Genomic DNA, 15,988 nt, shown 5'->3' with positions numbered 1-15,988 from the left:
GGTACTGGCATGACCTCGCAACGCACCCGTGACCGCCTGATCCAGCGGCTCTACGAGGAGGGCCTGTCCAACCCCCATGTGCTGGAGGTGATCCGCCGTACCCCGCGACACCTGTTCGTCGATGAGGCTCTGGCGCATCGCGCCTACGAGGACACGGCGCTGCCTATCGGGCACAACCAGACGATTTCCCAGCCATTCATGGTGGCGCGCATGAGCGAGCTGCTGCTGGCCGATGGTCCGTTGGATAAGGTGCTGGAGATTGGCACCGGCTCGGGGTATCAGACCGCGGTGCTGGCGCAGCTGGTCGAACGGGTGTTTTCCGTTGAGCGCATTCAGGCATTGCAGGATCGCGCCAAGGAGCGTCTGACCGAACTCAAGCTGCGCAATGTGGTCTTTCGCTGGGGCGATGGTTGGGAGGGCTGGCCCGCACTGGCGCCCTACAACGGCATCATCGTTACCGCGGCGGCGACCGAAGTGCCGCAGGCTCTGCTCGATCAGCTGGCGCCCGGAGGGCGGCTGGTGATTCCGGTCGGGGCCGGCGAGGTCCAGCAATTGATGCTGATCATTCGAGAGGAAAACGGTTTTTCCCGCCATCTTCTGGATACCGTGCGCTTCGTGCCGCTGCTCAATGGCCCCGTGGTTTGATCATTCAGCGGAAGGATGCATGAAAAACGCTTTGTTGTTGTACGCCAAGGGCATGGCCATGGGCGCGGCGGATGTGGTGCCTGGTGTATCTGGCGGTACGGTCGCGTTCATTACCGGCATTTACGATGAATTGCTGCGCTCTATCGCCGCGTTGCCATATGCCGTTCGACCGCTGGTGCGCGGGCGGCTGGTCGAGGCATGGGCAACCGCCAATGCCGGCTTTCTGCTGACTCTGCTGGCGGGCGTGCTCACCAGCGTTTTCAGCTTGGCTCGTCTGATTACCTATCTGCTGGAGCAACATCCGATCCCCGTGTGGTCGTTCTTTTTCGGTCTGATCCTGGTGTCGGTGCATCTGGTTGCCAAGGAGATCCAGCGGCGCAATTTGTCGCGTGGCGTCAGTTTCGTCCTTGGAGTCGCGTTTGCGTACTGGATAACCGTTGCCGCACCGATGCAGTGGGGTACCGATAGCCTGAGCCTGTTCTTCGCCGGCGCCATCGCTATCTGCGCCATGATCCTGCCCGGCATTTCCGGCAGTTTCATTCTTGTCTTGCTCGGGTTGTACCCGGCGGTGCTGGGCGCAGTGCGCAGCATGGATATTGGTGTTTTGTTGGTGTTCGCGGGAGGTTGTGCGCTGGGTCTGCTCAGTTTCGCCAAACTGCTTAGCTGGACGCTGCGTAAGTGGCGCGATCTCACGCTGGCATTCCTGACCGGGCTGATGCTCGGTTCGCTGAACAAAGTCTGGCCGTGGAAGGAGACGCTGACCTGGCGTACCAATTCCCATGGCGAACGCACCCCGCTACTGGAGCAGAATCTGCTCCCGGGGGCGTATGGCGATCTTACCGGGCAAGATCCGCAGCTATTGCTGGCGATTCTGCTGGCCGTTGCCGGTATCGTCGTTGTGCTTGGTCTGGAATGGTTCGCCACTCGACGTCAGCCGATCACCGAGCGCGTCTGATTGTTCTTCAAAGGGAGCGAGCATTGAGGCTCACCACCATCCAGCGGTTGATTCGCGATCCCTTATGCCGCTCGCTACCTGTCGTGCTACTGACCGGCTGGCTGCTGGTTGGCTGTTCCACGCCGCAGCAGGGGGGCGTCCAGGTGGTGGACCGCAACGGTCGTCCGGCCGCAACGAGCGGTTATCACACGGTCCGTCGAGGTGACACGCTGTCATCGATCGCCAGACGCTATGGTTGGGACTGGCGAGCGCTCGCGCGCGCCAACCGTATTCCGCCGCCTTATGTCATTCATCCGGGGCAACGTATCCGTTTCGATAGCGGTGCCCATAGGGCAGTCGCCAGTGCGCAGCCTCCACGCACCGTAACCGCACCTGCTCCGGCAGCCGTTCCTACACGGACACCGCCAGTTGTCGCGACCCCCGTCCCGCAGCCGCCAGCGATCACTACGACGCCCGTCAAGCCGGCGCCGGCCCCGAGTATCACGCCCGTTGCGCGCTCCGCCAGTGGCTGGGCATGGCCAGCAAATGGCCAGATCATCGGGCGTTTTTCCTCAAACGGCAGTTTGAATAAAGGAATTGATATCGCAGGGGAATTAGGACAGCCTGTTTTGGCTGCTTCTGATGGGACTGTGGTGTACGCCGGCAGTGGTTTACGGGGTTACGGCGAACTTGTGATCATCAAGCACAACGATACCTATGTAAGCGCCTACGGCCATAACCGCAGGTTGCTGGTACGGGAGGGCCAGAAAGTCAAAGCTGGGCAAAGTATTGCCGAGATGGGATCGACGGGAACCGACCGCGTAAAGTTGCACTTCGAAATCCGTCGTCAGGGGAAACCCGTAGATCCGATGCAGTACCTGCCAAGGCGTTGACCGATGGCCGCCCGTTCCACAGTAGGATGGGCTCGAGTTTCGCCAAGGATTGCGCGTCGCCCGAGCCCGTGGTCGAACTCAGAACGGGACAATAAAAATGGCACTCGAAAAAGAAGCGCTGGAGTTTGACGTCGACGATGGGGTTCTTCTCATGGAACCTACCATGGACTTCGATACGACTGGCGAAGTGCATCGGATCTCCGCGGGCAGCAAAGCCAAGTCTGCGGCTACCAAACAACACAAGTTCATCGATTACAACCGGGCCCTCGACGCCACGCAGTTGTATCTCAACGAAATCGGTTTCTCGCCCCTCCTGACTCCGGAAGAGGAAGTCCACTTCGCCCGTCTGGCACGCAAAGGCGATCCGGCTGGCCGCAAGCGCATGATCGAAAGCAACCTGCGCTTGGTCGTGAAGATTGCCCGGCGGTACGTCAACCGCGGCTTGTCGCTGCTCGACCTGGTCGAGGAGGGGAATCTGGGGTTGATTCGTGCAGTGGAGAAGTTCGATCCGGAGCGTGGCTTCCGCTTCTCCACTTACGCCACCTGGTGGATCCGGCAGACCATCGAACGGGCGATCATGAATCAGACCCGGACCATTCGCCTGCCGATTCATGTAGTCAAAGAGCTCAACGTCTATTTGCGTGCCGCTCGCGAGTTGACGCAGAAACTTGATCACGAGCCCAGCCCGGAAGAAATTGCCAATCTGCTGGAGAAGCCGGTGGGTGAGGTCAAGCGCATGCTTGGCCTCAACGAGCGGGTCACGTCGGTAGACGTTTCGCTTGGCCCGGACACCGACAAGACGCTGCTTGATACGCTGACGGACGACAAGCCCAGTGATCCCTGCGATCTGCTGCTGGATGATGACCTGTCCGCCAGTATCGATCAGTGGCTGTCGGATCTGACGGAGAAGCAGCGGGAGGTCGTGGTCCGCCGGTTCGGTTTGCGTGGCCACGAGAGCTGCACTCTGGAAGAGGTTGGTCAGGAAATCGGCCTCACCCGCGAGCGCGTCCGTCAGATTCAAGTCGAAGCGCTGCGCCGGCTGCGCGAAATCCTCGAGCGTAATGGGCTGTCTAGCGACGCCTTGTTCCAGTAATCGGCTGTGGTCATCCGCCCGGAATCCTCCGGGCGGTTTCTTTCTCGATCGAATCTTTCGAGCGCTTGTTCGGCCGGGATGGCGCCGGTTTCGCGCCAGTAAGCTGTCAGCCGGGAGAACTAATCCTTTTCTTGCCCGATTTCCACGTTGCCGTTTTGCGTTGTAAGCATTTACTTACATGAGCTGTAGGAAAAGCGTGGAGAGACCCTGTCGCGTTCGGGCTGAACAGCACTTTTTCTGTCATATCTGTTTGATTCTTAAAGATCTATTTTGGAATGCAGGCAGGCGAAGCGGATTGCGAGCGGGCTTTCAGGGAGTTGCTCGAGCGCTCGCAGTCATTAATATCGCCACCGTGCTGACGGATAAGCGCAGGCCACCAAGGATGATGGTCAGGAGCAATCGCTGGAGGCGATTTCATCAGGACGATGAGCAGGAAATAAAGGGAGCATGGAAGAAGACGGGCGGGGATAAACTCCCGCCCCTTTTTTTGCTCGCAGGAAAGTGCCAAAGGCGCCGAACCGATGATCGAGCGAGTGGCCTAATGGTTCACTGTGGTTCGACAGGAGACGCGTAATGAACAGTACTCGCACAGACCGGCAGGCTCCAGCTGATGATCCAGAACGGCGTCCGGAAGAGGCTGACGAGGAGCAGTTGGATGAAGCGCTGGAGGAAACCTTTCCGGCGAGCGATCCGATTTCGCCATGACGCTGGCGTAGCTGCCGGCTATCGTCGTTCTGGGGCAAAGCAGCCGCTTTGCTCCAGCAGTACTGGCAGAATGCGCTCGCGCAGTAGTGGTGCCAGATGCTCGGTGCGCGCGGGCGGCAGCTCCAGCCAGTCCAATTCTTCCAGCTCCGCCTGCACCTGCACAGCCTGCGTCAGTCGGCCTTGGAACACCTCCGCTTCGACCCAGTGCCCTGGCTCGTTGGCGGCCGGGGCTGCATAGTGCCCGAGGGGCTGAAGGTCCCGCTCTTCCAGCTGCAGTCCCAATTCCTCCAGTAGCTCCCGCTGCAAGGTTTGCACGGGCGTTTCGCCTGCCTCGGCCTTGCCGCCGGGGAGCATGAAGTAGCGGCTGCCACGCTTGCGCACAATGAGAATGCGTCGAGCATTGTCGAACAGGCAAGCGATGGCGATCGTCAGGGTCGGCATGGGCATGGTGGATATCCAGTCGTTGCGTTGGAGGGCGATCAGCGTCTTGGTTTGCTGGTAGCGTGCCAGCCGGTCGGCCAGCGGTTCTGGCAGGGTGGTGGCCGAGGTGAAACCCAGCCGAGCATAGAATCCGTAGAGCCGTGGCTGGCAGAACAGCCAGACCGGCTGGTGAATATCGCGCAACGCGCACTCCACCAGTTGCGCGCCGATGCCCTGATTGCGCTCACTGGGAGCCACCAGCAGCCCTGTGAGGAAATGCCCGCTCGCCACGGGCGTAAGGCATAGGCCGCCGACGATCTCACCACGCCGGGCGACCCAGCACTGTGCTTGCGGCCGAACTCGGTTGCGGCTGTTGTGGGCTCGGTAGAAACGCACGATCAGTGGTTGCTGCGCGGCGGAGAGCTGCTGGATTTCGAGGGCTGGCATGGCCGTCCGATGGTTTGAAGGGCGTCCAGTTTAGCGCCGCAGTCGCCGTTGCCGAAGCTCGCTGCCGTTTATCTGCTCGTTGCATCTTTTTCTGTCGATTGGCGCTCTCACTTTCATAGGCCTCCAACGACAGGAATAACAAGATGTTGGACTTGCTCATCGTGCTGATCTTCGTGCTCTACGGTCTTGCCTCGGGACTGCGGGCGCGCAACAAAGCCTCACAAAGCCTGGACGAATACTTTCTCGCCGGTCGCACTATAAAAGGCTGGCGCGCTGGGGTGTCGATGGCGGCAACCCAGTTCGCGGCCGACACACCGTTGCTGGTCAGTGGGCTGGTCGCCACGGCGGGCGTTTTCGCACTGTGGCGGCTGTGGATATACGGTTTGGCCTTCCTGCTGCTCGCCTGGTTGTTTGCTGCCGGCTGGCGTCGTTCCGGCGTGCTGACGGACGCGGAGCTGACCCGGGTGCGCTATAGCGGAAAGGCCGTGGTGCCGCTGCGCCTGTTCAAGGCGGTGTACTACGGCACCGTGATCAACTGTGTCGTACTGGCGATGGTGCTGGTCGCCGCGATCCGTATCGCTGAGGTGTTCCTGCCGTGGCACGAGTGGCTGCCTGCGGGGCTGTATCAGCCGGTCGTCGGGCTGATCGAAGCAAGTGGCTTGCGCCTGGGGGAGAGCATCAGCGGCTTGGATCCGGCGACGATGAGCGCAAATAACCTGATTTCCATCCTGCTGATTCTCGTATTCACTGCCATGTACTCGATTACTGGCGGACTGCGGGCTGTGGTGCAAACGGACGTCATGCAGTTCAGTGTTGCGATGCTGGGAACCTTCGCCTATGCCTGGTTCGTGATCGATGCCGTGGGTGGGCTAGGCGCGCTGACCGATCGAGTCGTCGAGCTGTATGGTTCCGAGCAGGCCGGCAAGCTGCTCGCCTTTGCACCGCCCGCCGATGCCGGCGAGGCATTGCTGCCGTTTCTGGTGATCGTCAGCATGCAGTGGCTGTTCCAGATGAATGCCGACGGTACTGGCTATCTGGCCCAGCGCAGCATGGCCTGCCCGACCGATCGCGAGGCGCGGATCGCCGGGCTGGTGTTCACCTGGCTGCAGATTCTGCTGCGCAGCCTGTTCTGGCTGGCCATCGCCATCGGCCTGCTGGTGCTCTATCCCTTCACACCGGCGGAAATGAGCGGGGACGGCTTTACTGCGGCACGCGAGGCGCTGTTCGTCACCGGCATTGAAGAGCTGCTACCGCCGGGTATCCGTGGCCTGATGCTGGTCGGCTTGTTGGCCGCGTTGGCATCTACGGTGGATACCCATCTGAACTGGGGGGCGTCGTATTGGAGTAACGATGTCTACGGCGCGGTTGTCGCGCCGCAGCTGCTCAAACGCAAACCGCGAGACAGGGAGCTGGTGCTGGTGGCGCGGCTGTCGAACGTACTGATTCTGGTAGTCGCCATGCTGATCATGGCCAATCTGGGGTCGATTCAGACCGCTTGGTTCATCTCGTTGCTGTTCGGTGCCGGCATGGGTTCGGTGCTGGTGCTGCGCTGGCTGTGGGAGCGCATCAATCTGTATTCGGAGCTGGCCGCCATGGTGGTGTCGTTGATCACGGCACCGCTGCTGCTGTACTACCTGGGCACCGATGCCGAGCGGGAATGGCAGCGCCTGGGAATCATGTCATTGGTGGCCTGTAGCGCGGCAATCCTGATTACCTTCGTCACCCCGGCGACTGATGACAGCACGCTGGATCGCTTCTATCGTCGCGTGCGTCCTTTCGGTTTCTGGGGGCGTACCGCCAGGCGTTGCGGGAGCCTGGGGCACGACGCCTTGCTTGGCTTGCGCGGACGTCTGGTCGCGGTGATTCTCACCGCGGCGTCGCTTTACTGCCTGCTGGTGGGTATCGGACGACTGCTCTTCCCGGCGCCTGAAGGCAGCGATGTGCTGGCCTGGATCTGCATTGCACTGGGCTTGCTGCTGTTGCCCATCTGGCTGCGCATGGCGTTCAGCCGCCGCTTCGATGACTCGCCTGAGCAGCAGGCGGGCGAACCGCAGCGGATAGCCGAACGGGCCTGAGCGGCGGATTGTGCTCAGGCCTGTCCGGCCGGGCAGCCGCGCGCCTGCTGGGCCTGGCGAATCCGTTCAGCAGGTACCCGTAGTTGCCGCAGCAAATATTCAGCAAATTCCACGGAGTAGGGCTGGCGAGCGATGGCCTGGGCCATGCAGTCGAGCCAGGCGTCGCGCTCGCCGTCGCCGACGGTCCAGCGGGTATGGAACTGTGGAATGCTGATGGCGCCGAACTTTTCCGCATAGTCCCGCGGCCCGCCCAGCCATCCGCTGAGGAAGGCCGCCAGTTTCTCGCGCGCCAGCGTCAGGTCTTCAGGGTACATGGCGCGGATGCTCGCAGCCTGAGGAAGCTGGTCCATAGCCAGGTAGAAACCTTCGACCAGTCGCTCGATGCCAGCGGTGCCGCCGGCTGCCTGGAATGAGGCGTCGCCGACGCCGAATTGGGGTGTTTCGCTAACGGTCATTGGCGCTTTCCGAGCTCAGTTGACGGGGCGCGAGATGATGCCGGCTTGTGCCAGATCAACACAAGACGTGATGGCGCGCACCGCTGTCATGCCGCTGGGCTATGCTCAACAGCACTCAAAAAAAGGGAGGTGCCTATGCGCAATATTCTGGTTGCATTCGATGGTTCGGAGAACTCCAAGCGCGCCCTGCAGTACGTCATCGACTTTGTGCGTGAGACCTCACTATCGCCCCAGGTACACGTGCTGAATGTTCAGCACGAACCCATCATCTACGGCGAATACGTCACCGCGAGCCTCATCGAGGATCTCAATGCCGGTCTGATGGCCCAAGCCCAGGAGGTGCTCGATGAGGCCGCCGCATCGTTGAAAGCGGCCGGTATCACTCATGAAACTCATGCGGTGCTGGGCAATGTCGCCGAACAGATCAATGACGCGGTCAAGCGGCTGGGCTGCGACACCGTGGTGATGGGAACTCGCGGGCTGGGCAGTTTCACCGGCCTGGTCCTTGGCTCGGTGGCGAACCGGGTGATCCATGAGGTATCGGTCCCGGTTCTGCTGGTCAAGTGATGCGAAAAGACGGCCCGCCGATCATCCTTCCTGCTTGCCCTTGAGCAGGTCGGCTAGGTTGGCGAAGGCCTTGAAGGTTTCCTTCGGGCCCAGGTCACTGCCTGGCCGTGCTTCGGCCTGATATTGATTGTCCGTGTAACGCGAGTGCTCGTTGTCGTGACAGTACAGGCACAGCAGCTCCCAGTTGGAGCCATCCTCGGGGTTGTTGTCGTGATTGTGGTCCTTGTGATGGACCGTCAACTCACTTAGGCGCTTGCCGGAAAACTCCCGCGCGCAGCGCCCGCAGACCCAGGGATACATCTTCAGCGCCTTTTCACGATAACCCTGCTCGCGCTGGCTGTACGGCGTGGTTGGCTTGTTCGTGCTCATCTGACGGACCTATCGGGTTGCGGCTGCAATTCTCGAGTGTAGACGCGGTCGGGCTGCATCAGCCCGCCAGCCCGACGTAGACGTGCTGAACATCGTCGTGCGCGTCGATGGCTTCGAGGAAGGCTTCGACTTCCTCCAGTTCGGCTCCGGAAAGGGTAACTGGATTCTTCGGCCGATAGCCCAGCTGCGCCGACTGTACGGTGAAGCCGAATTCCGGCAGCGCCTTGCATACCGCATCGAGATCGGTCGGCTCGGTGATGAACAGGGTGGCGCTGTCATCGGCAGGCTCAAAATCCTGCGCACCGGCTTCGATGGCGGCCATCTCGGGATCAGCGTCCGGTTCGGGCATCGCTTCGATCATGCCGACGTGGTCGAAATCCCAGCTGACCGAGCCGGAAGAACCCAGCTGACCCTTGCGAAACAGCACGCGGATCTCTGCCACGGTCCGGTTAACGTTATCGGTCAGGCACTCGACGATCAGCGGCACCTGATGCGGCGCGAAGCCTTCGTAGAGGGTGCGCTCGTAGTGGACAACCTCGCCGCTCAGGCCTGCACCCTTCTTGATGGCGCGTTCCAGGGTGTCTTTGGGCATCGAGGCTTTCTTGGCCTGTTCGACCACCAGACGCAGGCGTGGATTCATGTCCGGATCGGCACCGCTACGGGCCGCGATCATGATTTCCTTCGACAGTTTGCCGAAGATCCGGCCCTTGGCATTCGCCGCCGCTTCCTTATGTTTCGCTTTCCACTGTGCGCCCATAGTCTATCTCGTGTGATGGTCGATCCAGCCGCGGATTCTAGCCGGTCACGACGCCAGCCACACCAGTGTGCGGGCGAACGGCCACGCAACTGTATGGACGAATTGCCGCGCCACTGTATGGAGAGTGCTGAGAATGCGCCGGCTTTAATGAGCCTTTGCCTGATTCGGGTGAGTGCCATGTCACCGAAAGATCTGCTGCTCGCGCTGGTCGTCATCGTCGTCTGGGGACTCAACTTCGTCGTGATCATGGTGGGATTGCATGAGGTGCCGCCGATGCTGCTCGGCGCCTTGCGCTTTCTGCTCGCGGCGTTGCCTGCGGTGTTTTTCATCAAGCGTCCGCAGGTTCCGCTGCGCTGGCTGCTCGCTTATGGACTGACCATTTCGCTGGGGCAGTTCGCCTTTCTGTTTTCCGCCATGAAAGTCGGCATGCCGGCTGGCCTGGCCTCGTTGGTGCTGCAGTCGCAGGCCTTCTTCACGCTGTTCTTTGCCGCGCTGTTTCTTGGCGAGCGCCTGCGCGCCAGCAACTTGTTTGGTCTCTTCATCGCCGCCGGCGGGCTACTGCTGATCGGTGCGCAGAGCGGGCAGGGCATGACTCTGGCGGGCTTCGTGCTGACCATCTGCGCGGCGTCGATGTGGGCGCTGGGCAATATCGTCACGCGCAAGGTCGGCAAGGTGAATCTGGTCGGTCTGGTGGTGTGGGGCAGTCTGGTGCCGCCATTGCCGTTTCTGGCGCTGTCCTGGTGGCTGGAAGGACCGGTGGCCATCGAAGTGGCGTTGCAGGAGCTCGGCCTCGATGCGCTGCTGGTGCTGGTGTACCTGGCATTCGGCGCGACCATCCTCGGTTACAGCCTGTGGAGTCGTCTGCTGTCGCGCTATCCGGCGAGTCAGGTGGCGCCGTTCTCGCTGCTGGTTCCGGTGGTGGGGCTATCGTCGTCGGCGCTGCTGCTTGATGAGCGTCTCGGCCCGCTGCAGATGGCTGGCGCCGTGCTGGTGATGCTCGGCCTGCTGGTCAACATCGGCGGCGGGCGCTTGTTTGACCGCTTGCGCCCAGCGGCGGTGCGCCAGCAGAGCTGAACGCCAGAAAGCAAACGCCCCGCGATGCGGGGCGTAAAGGCTGCTCTAGTGGGGCGCGGCGTGGCTACCCAGCAGGGTGGGGCCATCCTTCTTGGCGCGCTTGGCCATGCGCTTCTCCTGCGCAGTTTTCAGCGGCTTCTTCTTCGCCTGCTTCTTCGTGTCCATACCCTTGCTCATGGTGTTTCACCTCCGACGGTAAGTGGCGCGGCACATCGGGTTCGCGGGCTTTGCAGGGACACCGAGGCACGATTGGGTAGACGACCTGGCGCTCGATCAGTGGTCTCTGCACCCGCCTCAGCAGTATGGACCAACCCTCATCCCACAAGGCGCTATTTTGCCCCGCGGCATCTCCGGCTGCGTTTCAGTCGCGCTGCTTTTCGTTGAGGCGTTCGAGCTCGCGGCGAACCATGGCGGTGAACTCCGGTGGGCTGAGCTGGTATAGCTCGGTGGCCACCCAGGGCAGCCAGCGTGAGCCCATTGCCGCGCGCTGGTCGAGAAGGCGCTGCGCCTCGGCCGTGGCGCGTTCGGCGTTTTGCTGATGAAAGTCTGCTCGGCTCATGAGGTCCTCCTGTCGATACAAGCGCCTGCATAGTAAAGCCTGCGCGTCGGTGCCAGTCTCGTGGCTTGGTTATGGCAGCGGCTCGCGTTAGGCTCGGCGCTTTAGCCTCTGCGAGTGCGACAGATGCCGGTGAATTTCAAGGACAAGATCTCCCGCCAGCGGCCCTACGGCAAGGTCGAAACCGGCCTCCGGGCTTGCGACGGCGACCTGGCCGCAGTGATCGACCAGCTGGAAAGCGATCGCGGACGCATCATCAATTCCGCAGCCGTGCGGCGTCTGCAGCAGAAGACTCAGGTCTTTCCACTCGAGCGCAACGCTGCGGTACGCAGCCGCCTGACGCACTCGCTTGAGGTGCAGCAAACCGGCCGCTTCATCGTGCGTACCCTCTACAAGCAGCTCGGTGCCCGCGCGGCCGATTACGGCCTGGACGGACTCGAAGGGGCGCTCGAAAGCCTGGTGGAGATGGCCTGTCTGATGCACGACATCGGCAATCCGCCGTTCGGCCACTTTGGTGAATTCGCCATCGGCGAATGGTTCGAACGCCATCTCGACGAGCTGTTTGCCGTCGTGGTGCCTGTGGAGCAGGGCGACGCCGAGCTGCGGGCGCGCATGCTCACCGATCTCAAGCGGTTCGAGGGTAATGCGCAGGCGATCCGATTGGTCGTGACGCTGTTGCGGCTGAACCTCACCTATACCCAGACCGCCGGTTTGCTCAAGTATGTGCGCGCCGCCTATGCCGATCGGCCGCCGTCAGGCAGCCCCGGCGCCTACCTGGGCAAGAAACCGGGCTTCTACCTCTCGGAGCAACCGTTCATCGAGCAGCTTCAGCAGGCGCTCGGCCTGCAATCGGGCAGCCGCCACCCGCTTGCGTACATCATGGAAGCGGCCGACGACATTGCCTATTGCCTGGCGGACATCGAGGATTCGGTGGAGAAGGGCATTTTCAGTATCGAGCAGTTGGCGCAGCTGCTGCTGGCGAAGTTCGCCGAGCATGGCGCACTGGATGCACCGATACCGGGGGCTGAACGCAGCTTCCGCAGCATGGTCAACTACGCCCTTGAGCGTGCGGACAGAGAGCCGATCAACAAGACCGGCGAGTTCTTTATCTGGCTGCGCGTGACCATGACCCACCCATTGGTGCAGCATGCCGCTCGGCAGTTCATCGACAACATCGAGGCGGTCTATCACGGCACGCTGGACCGCGCGCTGCTGGAGGATGACAGCCTGCCCAACGCCATCGTGCAGACCTTCAAGGACGTGGCGATGGAGCGGGTGTTTTGCCACCGTGAGGTGGAAACCCTGCAGCTGCAAGGCTACCGGATTCTCCAGGGGCTGCTTGATGACTACGCGCCGCTGCTGCGGGTTGCTCCTGACACCTTTCATGCACTCGCCGCCGGAAGTTGCCGCCGCGAGCCGCATCTGCAAATGCTCGCCCGCCGTCTGCCGAACCAACTGATCAAGGCCTACCACGAGGCGCTCAAGGATATTCCGCGGGACTGCGCAGACTGGGCATTGTGGGAATTCTATTGCCGTAGCCGAATGTTGCAGGACTTCGTCAGCGGCATGACCGATCAACTCGCCCAGGACGAATACCGCGCGCTGTCGGCGTTGTAGCGCTTCGTGCTGCAGCGAGGCGCACCGCGAGACAGCACGGGGCGCCTTCTCTCATCAAGCTGGTACAGGCATTGCTATGCCCTGGTGCAGCAGTCAGCGTGAAAGCCCTCAAATGGCGCACGGTTGAATGCGGGGCTTGGCGCTAACCTTTTGAAATAAAAGACCAAAAGGGCGGATAGGGAAAATCCGTCGCACCGCCTCGTCTGCAAGTGGACGGCCTACCGCGCCGTGTCGGTGATGCATCCTGGTGCGGCCGGCTCGGCGACCTGGCCGTTTTGGTGCGTCCCAACCGGCAAGGCGGTCAGCAATCGATGGAAAACCTGAACAGCGCGGTGGAAACTCTGATCCACGGCGCGAACACACTTTTTCTCCTGATGGGGGCGGTGATGGTGCTGGCGATGCACGCCGGTTTCGCCTTCCTCGAAGTCGGCACGGTGCGGCTGAAGAATCAGGTCAACGCTCTGTCGAAGATCATCAGCGACTTTGCGGTGTCCGCGCTGGCGTACTTCTTCGTCGGTTATTGGATTGCCTACGGCATGACGTTCATGCAGCCTGCCGAGCAACTGGTGGCCGATCACGGTTACGCATTGGTGAAGTTCTTTTTCCTGCTGACATTCGCCGCGGCGATCCCGGCGATCATCTCCGGCGGTATCGCCGAACGTGCCAAGTTCGGCCCGCAACTGTGCGCGACGGCGCTGATCGTGGCATTCATCTATCCCTTCTTCGAAGGATTGATCTGGAACGGAAACCTGGGTTTCCAGGCCTGGCTGGAGCACCAGTTCAGTGCGGCGTTTCATGATTTCGCCGGCTCCGTCGTGGTGCATGCGATGGGCGGCTGGCTGGCCTTCGGTGCGGTGGTACTGCTGGGACGGCGCAATGGCCGGTATCGCGAAGGTCGCCTGGTTGCTTTTGCGCCGTCGAACATTCCGTTTCTCGCGCTGGGTTCGTGGATTCTCATCGTCGGCTGGTTCGGTTTCAACGTGATGAGCGCGCAGACCGTCGCCGGCATCAGCGGCCTGGTGGCCGTCAATTCGCTGATGGCGATGGTCGGCGGCACGATCGCCGCGTGGGCGGTGGGACGCAACGATCCGGGCTTCCTGCATAACGGACCGTTGGCCGGTCTGGTGGCTATCTGCGCCGGTTCCGATCTGATGCACCCCGTTGGTGCGCTCGTTACCGGCGCGCTGGCCGGGGCCCTGTTCGTCTGGGCGTTCACTGCCACGCAGAACAAATGGAAGGTCGACGACGTGCTGGGTGTCTGGCCGCTGCACGGGCTGTGCGGCGTCTGGGGCGGCCTGGCCTGCGGCATCTTCGGTCAAACGGCGCTGGGCGGCCTGGGCGGTGTCAGTCTGGCCAGCCAGTTGATCGGTACCGGCCTCGGCATGCTGGTGGCACTGCTGGGCGGTTTTGCAGTGTACGGCCTGCTCAGGGCAGTGCTGGGCATCCGCTTGAGCCAGGAGGACGAGTACAACGGCGCTGACCTCTCGATCCATCGTATCGGTGCGCTCAGCCACGACTGAGTCGGAAGCCACTGGAGCACCCGAGGCAGTCGCTGCGCGTCGCGTTCGGGCGCGCATGCGGGTCATTGTGGAACTGCGTCTGGCCTGAGGGCCTCTTACCTTCAACAGCTGGGCACGTGAAGTACGCGCCTGGCCCGAACCTAGCCGTAGGAGAGACGTATGGAACTGCCTAACAAAGACCTGGGTACCCTGTTCGAACAGCTGGGTTTGCCTTCCGACCCGGCCAGTATCGATGCCTTCATCGCCAGCCATGCGCCATTGCCCAACGAAGTGAAGGTTTCGGAAGCTCCGTTCTGGAACGAATCGCAGGCCGCCTTTCTCAAGGGTGAACTGCTGGAAGATGCCGAGTGGGCACCGATCGTCGATGAACTCAATGTGCGGCTGCACGAACACCCTGCACCGTAATCACAGCGCCCGGTCGACGCTCACGTGCTCTGCGTGAGGTCGACCGCCAGCCCCAGCGCGATGCTCAGCGAGAAACTCAGCAAGGTGCCGAGCAGCACGTATTCGCTGCGCTGGCGGTTGTTGCGTCCCTTGAGTTCGTTGAAGCGCAGGATGCTCTTGGCCGTCAGCAGAAAGCCGATGGCCTGCCACTGACCGAGCAGGACGAAGGTCAGAATCAGCCCGCGCTCCAGATAGCCGACGAAGGCGCCGCCGTTGACCAGCGAGTCGTCGGTGCCGATGCGCTCCTGCCAGGGCTTGAGCAGGGCGCCGATCAGCGCCGAGGCCGGCCTGAACACCACCAGGTAGGCCAGCAGAATCGACAGGTGTCGGGGGCTGGCCTGTGCCTGCAGGTAGTCGGGTAGCAACGGCCACAGATGTTCGCCGGACAACCAGAACGCCAGGATCAGCAGCGACTGTACGGCGTGCTCCAACAGCAGTGTGGCCGCCGAACGCCGCGCGTGACTCGCGGCCCAGGCGGCCGTCAGTAGGCGGGCCAGTGCCAAGGTCAGCGCAGCGCTACAAGCCAACGCCAGATCACTGCGCAGCACGCCGAATATCGCCAGCACCATAAGCCCTTGGCCTAGTGCCAAGGCGTATAGCGGCGGGCTACGCCAGGCCGCTGCGCCCATGCGAACCCGCTGGCGCAGCGGCAGGAGGAAATCCACTGCGACATGGCCGAGCAGCAGCGTCAGCAGCAGGGTTGCCGAATCAGTCATCCTGCAGCTCCTCGATCCAGGTGCGCATGGTTGCCAGATAGCGGTCCACCAAGCGGGCGTCGGCGCGTTGCAGGGCTTTGGTCACCGTCACGCGCGATTTGCCCAGTTGTTCGGCGATGGCTTGCTGATCCCGGCGCTCGGTCAGGTGCAGGAAATAGGTCTGCGCCTCCACAGGCGTCCAACGGTCGATCAGTGCAGCGAGGAAGGCCGTCGGCAGCTCGATGCAGCGAAGCAGCGAGGCCTCGTTGCTGAACACGCAGAACGTCTCCTTCTTCATGCCGTCCAGGCCCTTGCCGGAGAGCACGAAGGCTTCGCCGTAGGGCTGGTCCGCGGCGGCGGAGTGGCCGAGGCCCAGGGCAATTCTCGCGTCCCAGCGTTCGCCGGACGGGCTCGCTGCAATCAGGCCGGCGCGTATCGCGACCGCGCAGTCGAAGGCGTCCTGTGCGTGCGGCATGACCAGCTGGAAGCCATCGCCGCGAAAGGTCTCGACCTGCGCGCCATAGCGTATGCCGAGCTCGCCGAGCAGGGCTTTGAGGTGCGCAATGAACGCTGCAGTGTCGTGCATCGAACGAGAGTCGATGAGGTCTCCGGTCAGCACAGCCATTGGTTTCACGATTCGCTCCGTAGTGCAAATAAGCTACCTGTTGAAAAGTAGCCTTATTGGGCTACTAAAGCAAAAGTTGCTTTTATAGGCTACATCT

Annotated in this window: 19 protein-coding genes; 11 read left to right on the top strand and 8 right to left on the bottom strand. The window is 61.9% G+C overall.

Annotated features, from left to right (window positions below):
- Window positions 1-9 precede the first annotated feature (9 nt).
- The 5 genes from N8H22_RS10560 to N8H22_RS10540 all read left to right on the top strand — a co-directional run bounded on the left by N8H22_RS10560 (window position 10) and on the right by N8H22_RS10540 (window position 4,270).
- Complete coding sequence (locus N8H22_RS10560; RefSeq protein ID WP_264590460.1) at window positions 10-645, top strand: protein-L-isoaspartate(D-aspartate) O-methyltransferase; 636 nt, start codon at window positions 10-12, stop codon at window positions 643-645.
- A gap of 19 nt (window positions 646-664) precedes the next feature.
- Entirely contained in the window at window positions 665-1,600 is a 936-nt protein-coding gene (locus N8H22_RS10555) for a DUF368 domain-containing protein (RefSeq protein WP_264590459.1), read from the top strand.
- Window positions 1,558-2,472 (top strand): peptidoglycan DD-metalloendopeptidase family protein, encoded by a 915-nt coding sequence (locus N8H22_RS10550; protein ID WP_264590458.1) that lies wholly within the window; start codon window positions 1,558-1,560, stop codon window positions 2,470-2,472. Before N8H22_RS10555 ends, N8H22_RS10550 begins: the two co-directional genes overlap by 43 nt.
- 97 nt (window positions 2,473-2,569) lie before the next feature.
- On the top strand, window positions 2,570-3,565 hold the full coding sequence (rpoS, locus tag N8H22_RS10545; protein ID WP_264590457.1) for an RNA polymerase sigma factor RpoS: 996 nt from the start codon (window positions 2,570-2,572) through the stop codon (window positions 3,563-3,565).
- A 573-nt stretch (window positions 3,566-4,138) separates the two neighbouring features.
- The gene (locus tag N8H22_RS10540) at window positions 4,139-4,270 is read left to right on the top strand and encodes a hypothetical protein (RefSeq protein WP_264590456.1); all 132 of its coding nucleotides are present in this window, start codon (window positions 4,139-4,141) and stop codon (window positions 4,268-4,270) included.
- A gap of 18 nt (window positions 4,271-4,288) precedes the next feature.
- Here N8H22_RS10540 and N8H22_RS10535 read toward each other — a convergent pair whose 3' ends face one another.
- Complete coding sequence (locus N8H22_RS10535) at window positions 4,289-5,137, bottom strand: GNAT family N-acetyltransferase (RefSeq protein WP_264590455.1); 849 nt, start codon at window positions 5,135-5,137, stop codon at window positions 4,289-4,291.
- Between the two features lie 143 nt (window positions 5,138-5,280).
- Between N8H22_RS10535 and N8H22_RS10530 the strand changes: the two genes are divergently transcribed.
- Window positions 5,281-7,212 carry a sodium:solute symporter family protein gene (locus N8H22_RS10530; protein WP_264590454.1) on the top strand — a complete coding sequence of 644 codons (1,932 nt, stop codon included), beginning with the start codon at window positions 5,281-5,283 and terminating at the stop codon, window positions 7,210-7,212.
- Between the two features lie 14 nt (window positions 7,213-7,226).
- On the opposite strand, the gene N8H22_RS10525 is transcribed toward N8H22_RS10530, so the two are convergent.
- On the bottom strand, window positions 7,227-7,667 hold the full coding sequence (locus tag N8H22_RS10525; protein ID WP_264590453.1) for a group II truncated hemoglobin: 441 nt from the start codon (window positions 7,665-7,667) through the stop codon (window positions 7,227-7,229).
- A 135-nt stretch (window positions 7,668-7,802) separates the two neighbouring features.
- Between N8H22_RS10525 and N8H22_RS10520 the strand changes: the two genes are divergently transcribed.
- Window positions 7,803-8,234 carry a universal stress protein gene (locus N8H22_RS10520; RefSeq protein ID WP_264590452.1) on the top strand — a complete coding sequence of 144 codons (432 nt, stop codon included), beginning with the start codon at window positions 7,803-7,805 and terminating at the stop codon, window positions 8,232-8,234.
- Window positions 8,235-8,255: 21 nt separating this feature from the next.
- Here N8H22_RS10520 and N8H22_RS10515 read toward each other — a convergent pair whose 3' ends face one another.
- Both N8H22_RS10515 and N8H22_RS10510 read right to left on the bottom strand, forming a co-directional pair.
- Window positions 8,256-8,603, bottom strand: coding sequence for a YajD family HNH nuclease (locus N8H22_RS10515; protein ID WP_264590451.1), 348 nt, complete (start codon window positions 8,601-8,603; stop codon window positions 8,256-8,258).
- A gap of 58 nt (window positions 8,604-8,661) precedes the next feature.
- On the bottom strand, window positions 8,662-9,360 hold the full coding sequence (locus N8H22_RS10510) for a YebC/PmpR family DNA-binding transcriptional regulator (RefSeq protein ID WP_264590450.1): 699 nt from the start codon (window positions 9,358-9,360) through the stop codon (window positions 8,662-8,664).
- 177 nt (window positions 9,361-9,537) lie between these two features.
- Here N8H22_RS10510 and N8H22_RS10505 point away from each other — a divergent pair, with 177 nt between their 5' ends.
- Window positions 9,538-10,434 (top strand): EamA family transporter, encoded by an 897-nt coding sequence (locus N8H22_RS10505; RefSeq protein ID WP_264590449.1) that lies wholly within the window; start codon window positions 9,538-9,540, stop codon window positions 10,432-10,434.
- A 45-nt stretch (window positions 10,435-10,479) separates the two neighbouring features.
- Here the strand turns inward: N8H22_RS10505 and N8H22_RS10500 are convergent, their stop codons facing one another.
- Together N8H22_RS10500 and N8H22_RS10495 are read right to left on the bottom strand one after the other, a co-directional pair.
- Entirely contained in the window at window positions 10,480-10,611 is a 132-nt protein-coding gene (locus tag N8H22_RS10500; RefSeq protein ID WP_264590448.1) for a hypothetical protein, read from the bottom strand.
- Between the two features lie 184 nt (window positions 10,612-10,795).
- On the bottom strand, window positions 10,796-10,993 hold the full coding sequence (locus tag N8H22_RS10495; protein WP_264590447.1) for a hypothetical protein: 198 nt from the start codon (window positions 10,991-10,993) through the stop codon (window positions 10,796-10,798).
- Window positions 10,994-11,116: 123 nt separating this feature from the next.
- Between N8H22_RS10495 and dgt the strand changes: the two genes are divergently transcribed.
- From dgt to N8H22_RS10480, 3 genes are all read left to right on the top strand, one after another.
- A complete protein-coding gene (gene dgt, locus N8H22_RS10490) occupies window positions 11,117-12,607 on the top strand; it encodes a dGTPase (protein ID WP_264590446.1) in 1,491 nt (496 codons plus the stop codon).
- Window positions 12,608-12,918: 311 nt separating this feature from the next.
- Entirely contained in the window at window positions 12,919-14,127 is a 1,209-nt protein-coding gene (locus N8H22_RS10485; RefSeq protein ID WP_264590445.1) for an ammonium transporter, read from the top strand.
- Between the two features lie 159 nt (window positions 14,128-14,286).
- Window positions 14,287-14,532, top strand: coding sequence for a DUF2789 domain-containing protein (locus N8H22_RS10480; protein ID WP_264590444.1), 246 nt, complete (start codon window positions 14,287-14,289; stop codon window positions 14,530-14,532).
- Window positions 14,533-14,552: 20 nt separating this feature from the next.
- On the opposite strand, the gene N8H22_RS10475 is transcribed toward N8H22_RS10480, so the two are convergent.
- Window positions 14,553-15,287: a hypothetical protein gene (locus N8H22_RS10475; protein ID WP_264590443.1), complete on the bottom strand. Its 735-nt coding sequence runs from the start codon at window positions 15,285-15,287 to the stop codon at window positions 14,553-14,555.
- A complete protein-coding gene (locus N8H22_RS10470; protein WP_264590635.1) occupies window positions 15,280-15,891 on the bottom strand; it encodes a hypothetical protein in 612 nt (203 codons plus the stop codon). The genes N8H22_RS10475 and N8H22_RS10470 overlap by 8 nt, the downstream gene beginning before the upstream one ends.
- Window positions 15,892-15,988 lie beyond the last annotated feature (97 nt).

This window comes from Stutzerimonas sp. S1 (genome assembly GCF_025966695.1).
Taxonomy (GTDB): Bacteria; Pseudomonadota; Gammaproteobacteria; order Pseudomonadales; family Pseudomonadaceae; genus Stutzerimonas.
Note: the sequence above shows the minus strand (reverse complement) of the source record. Positions and strands in the feature narration are given on the sequence as shown.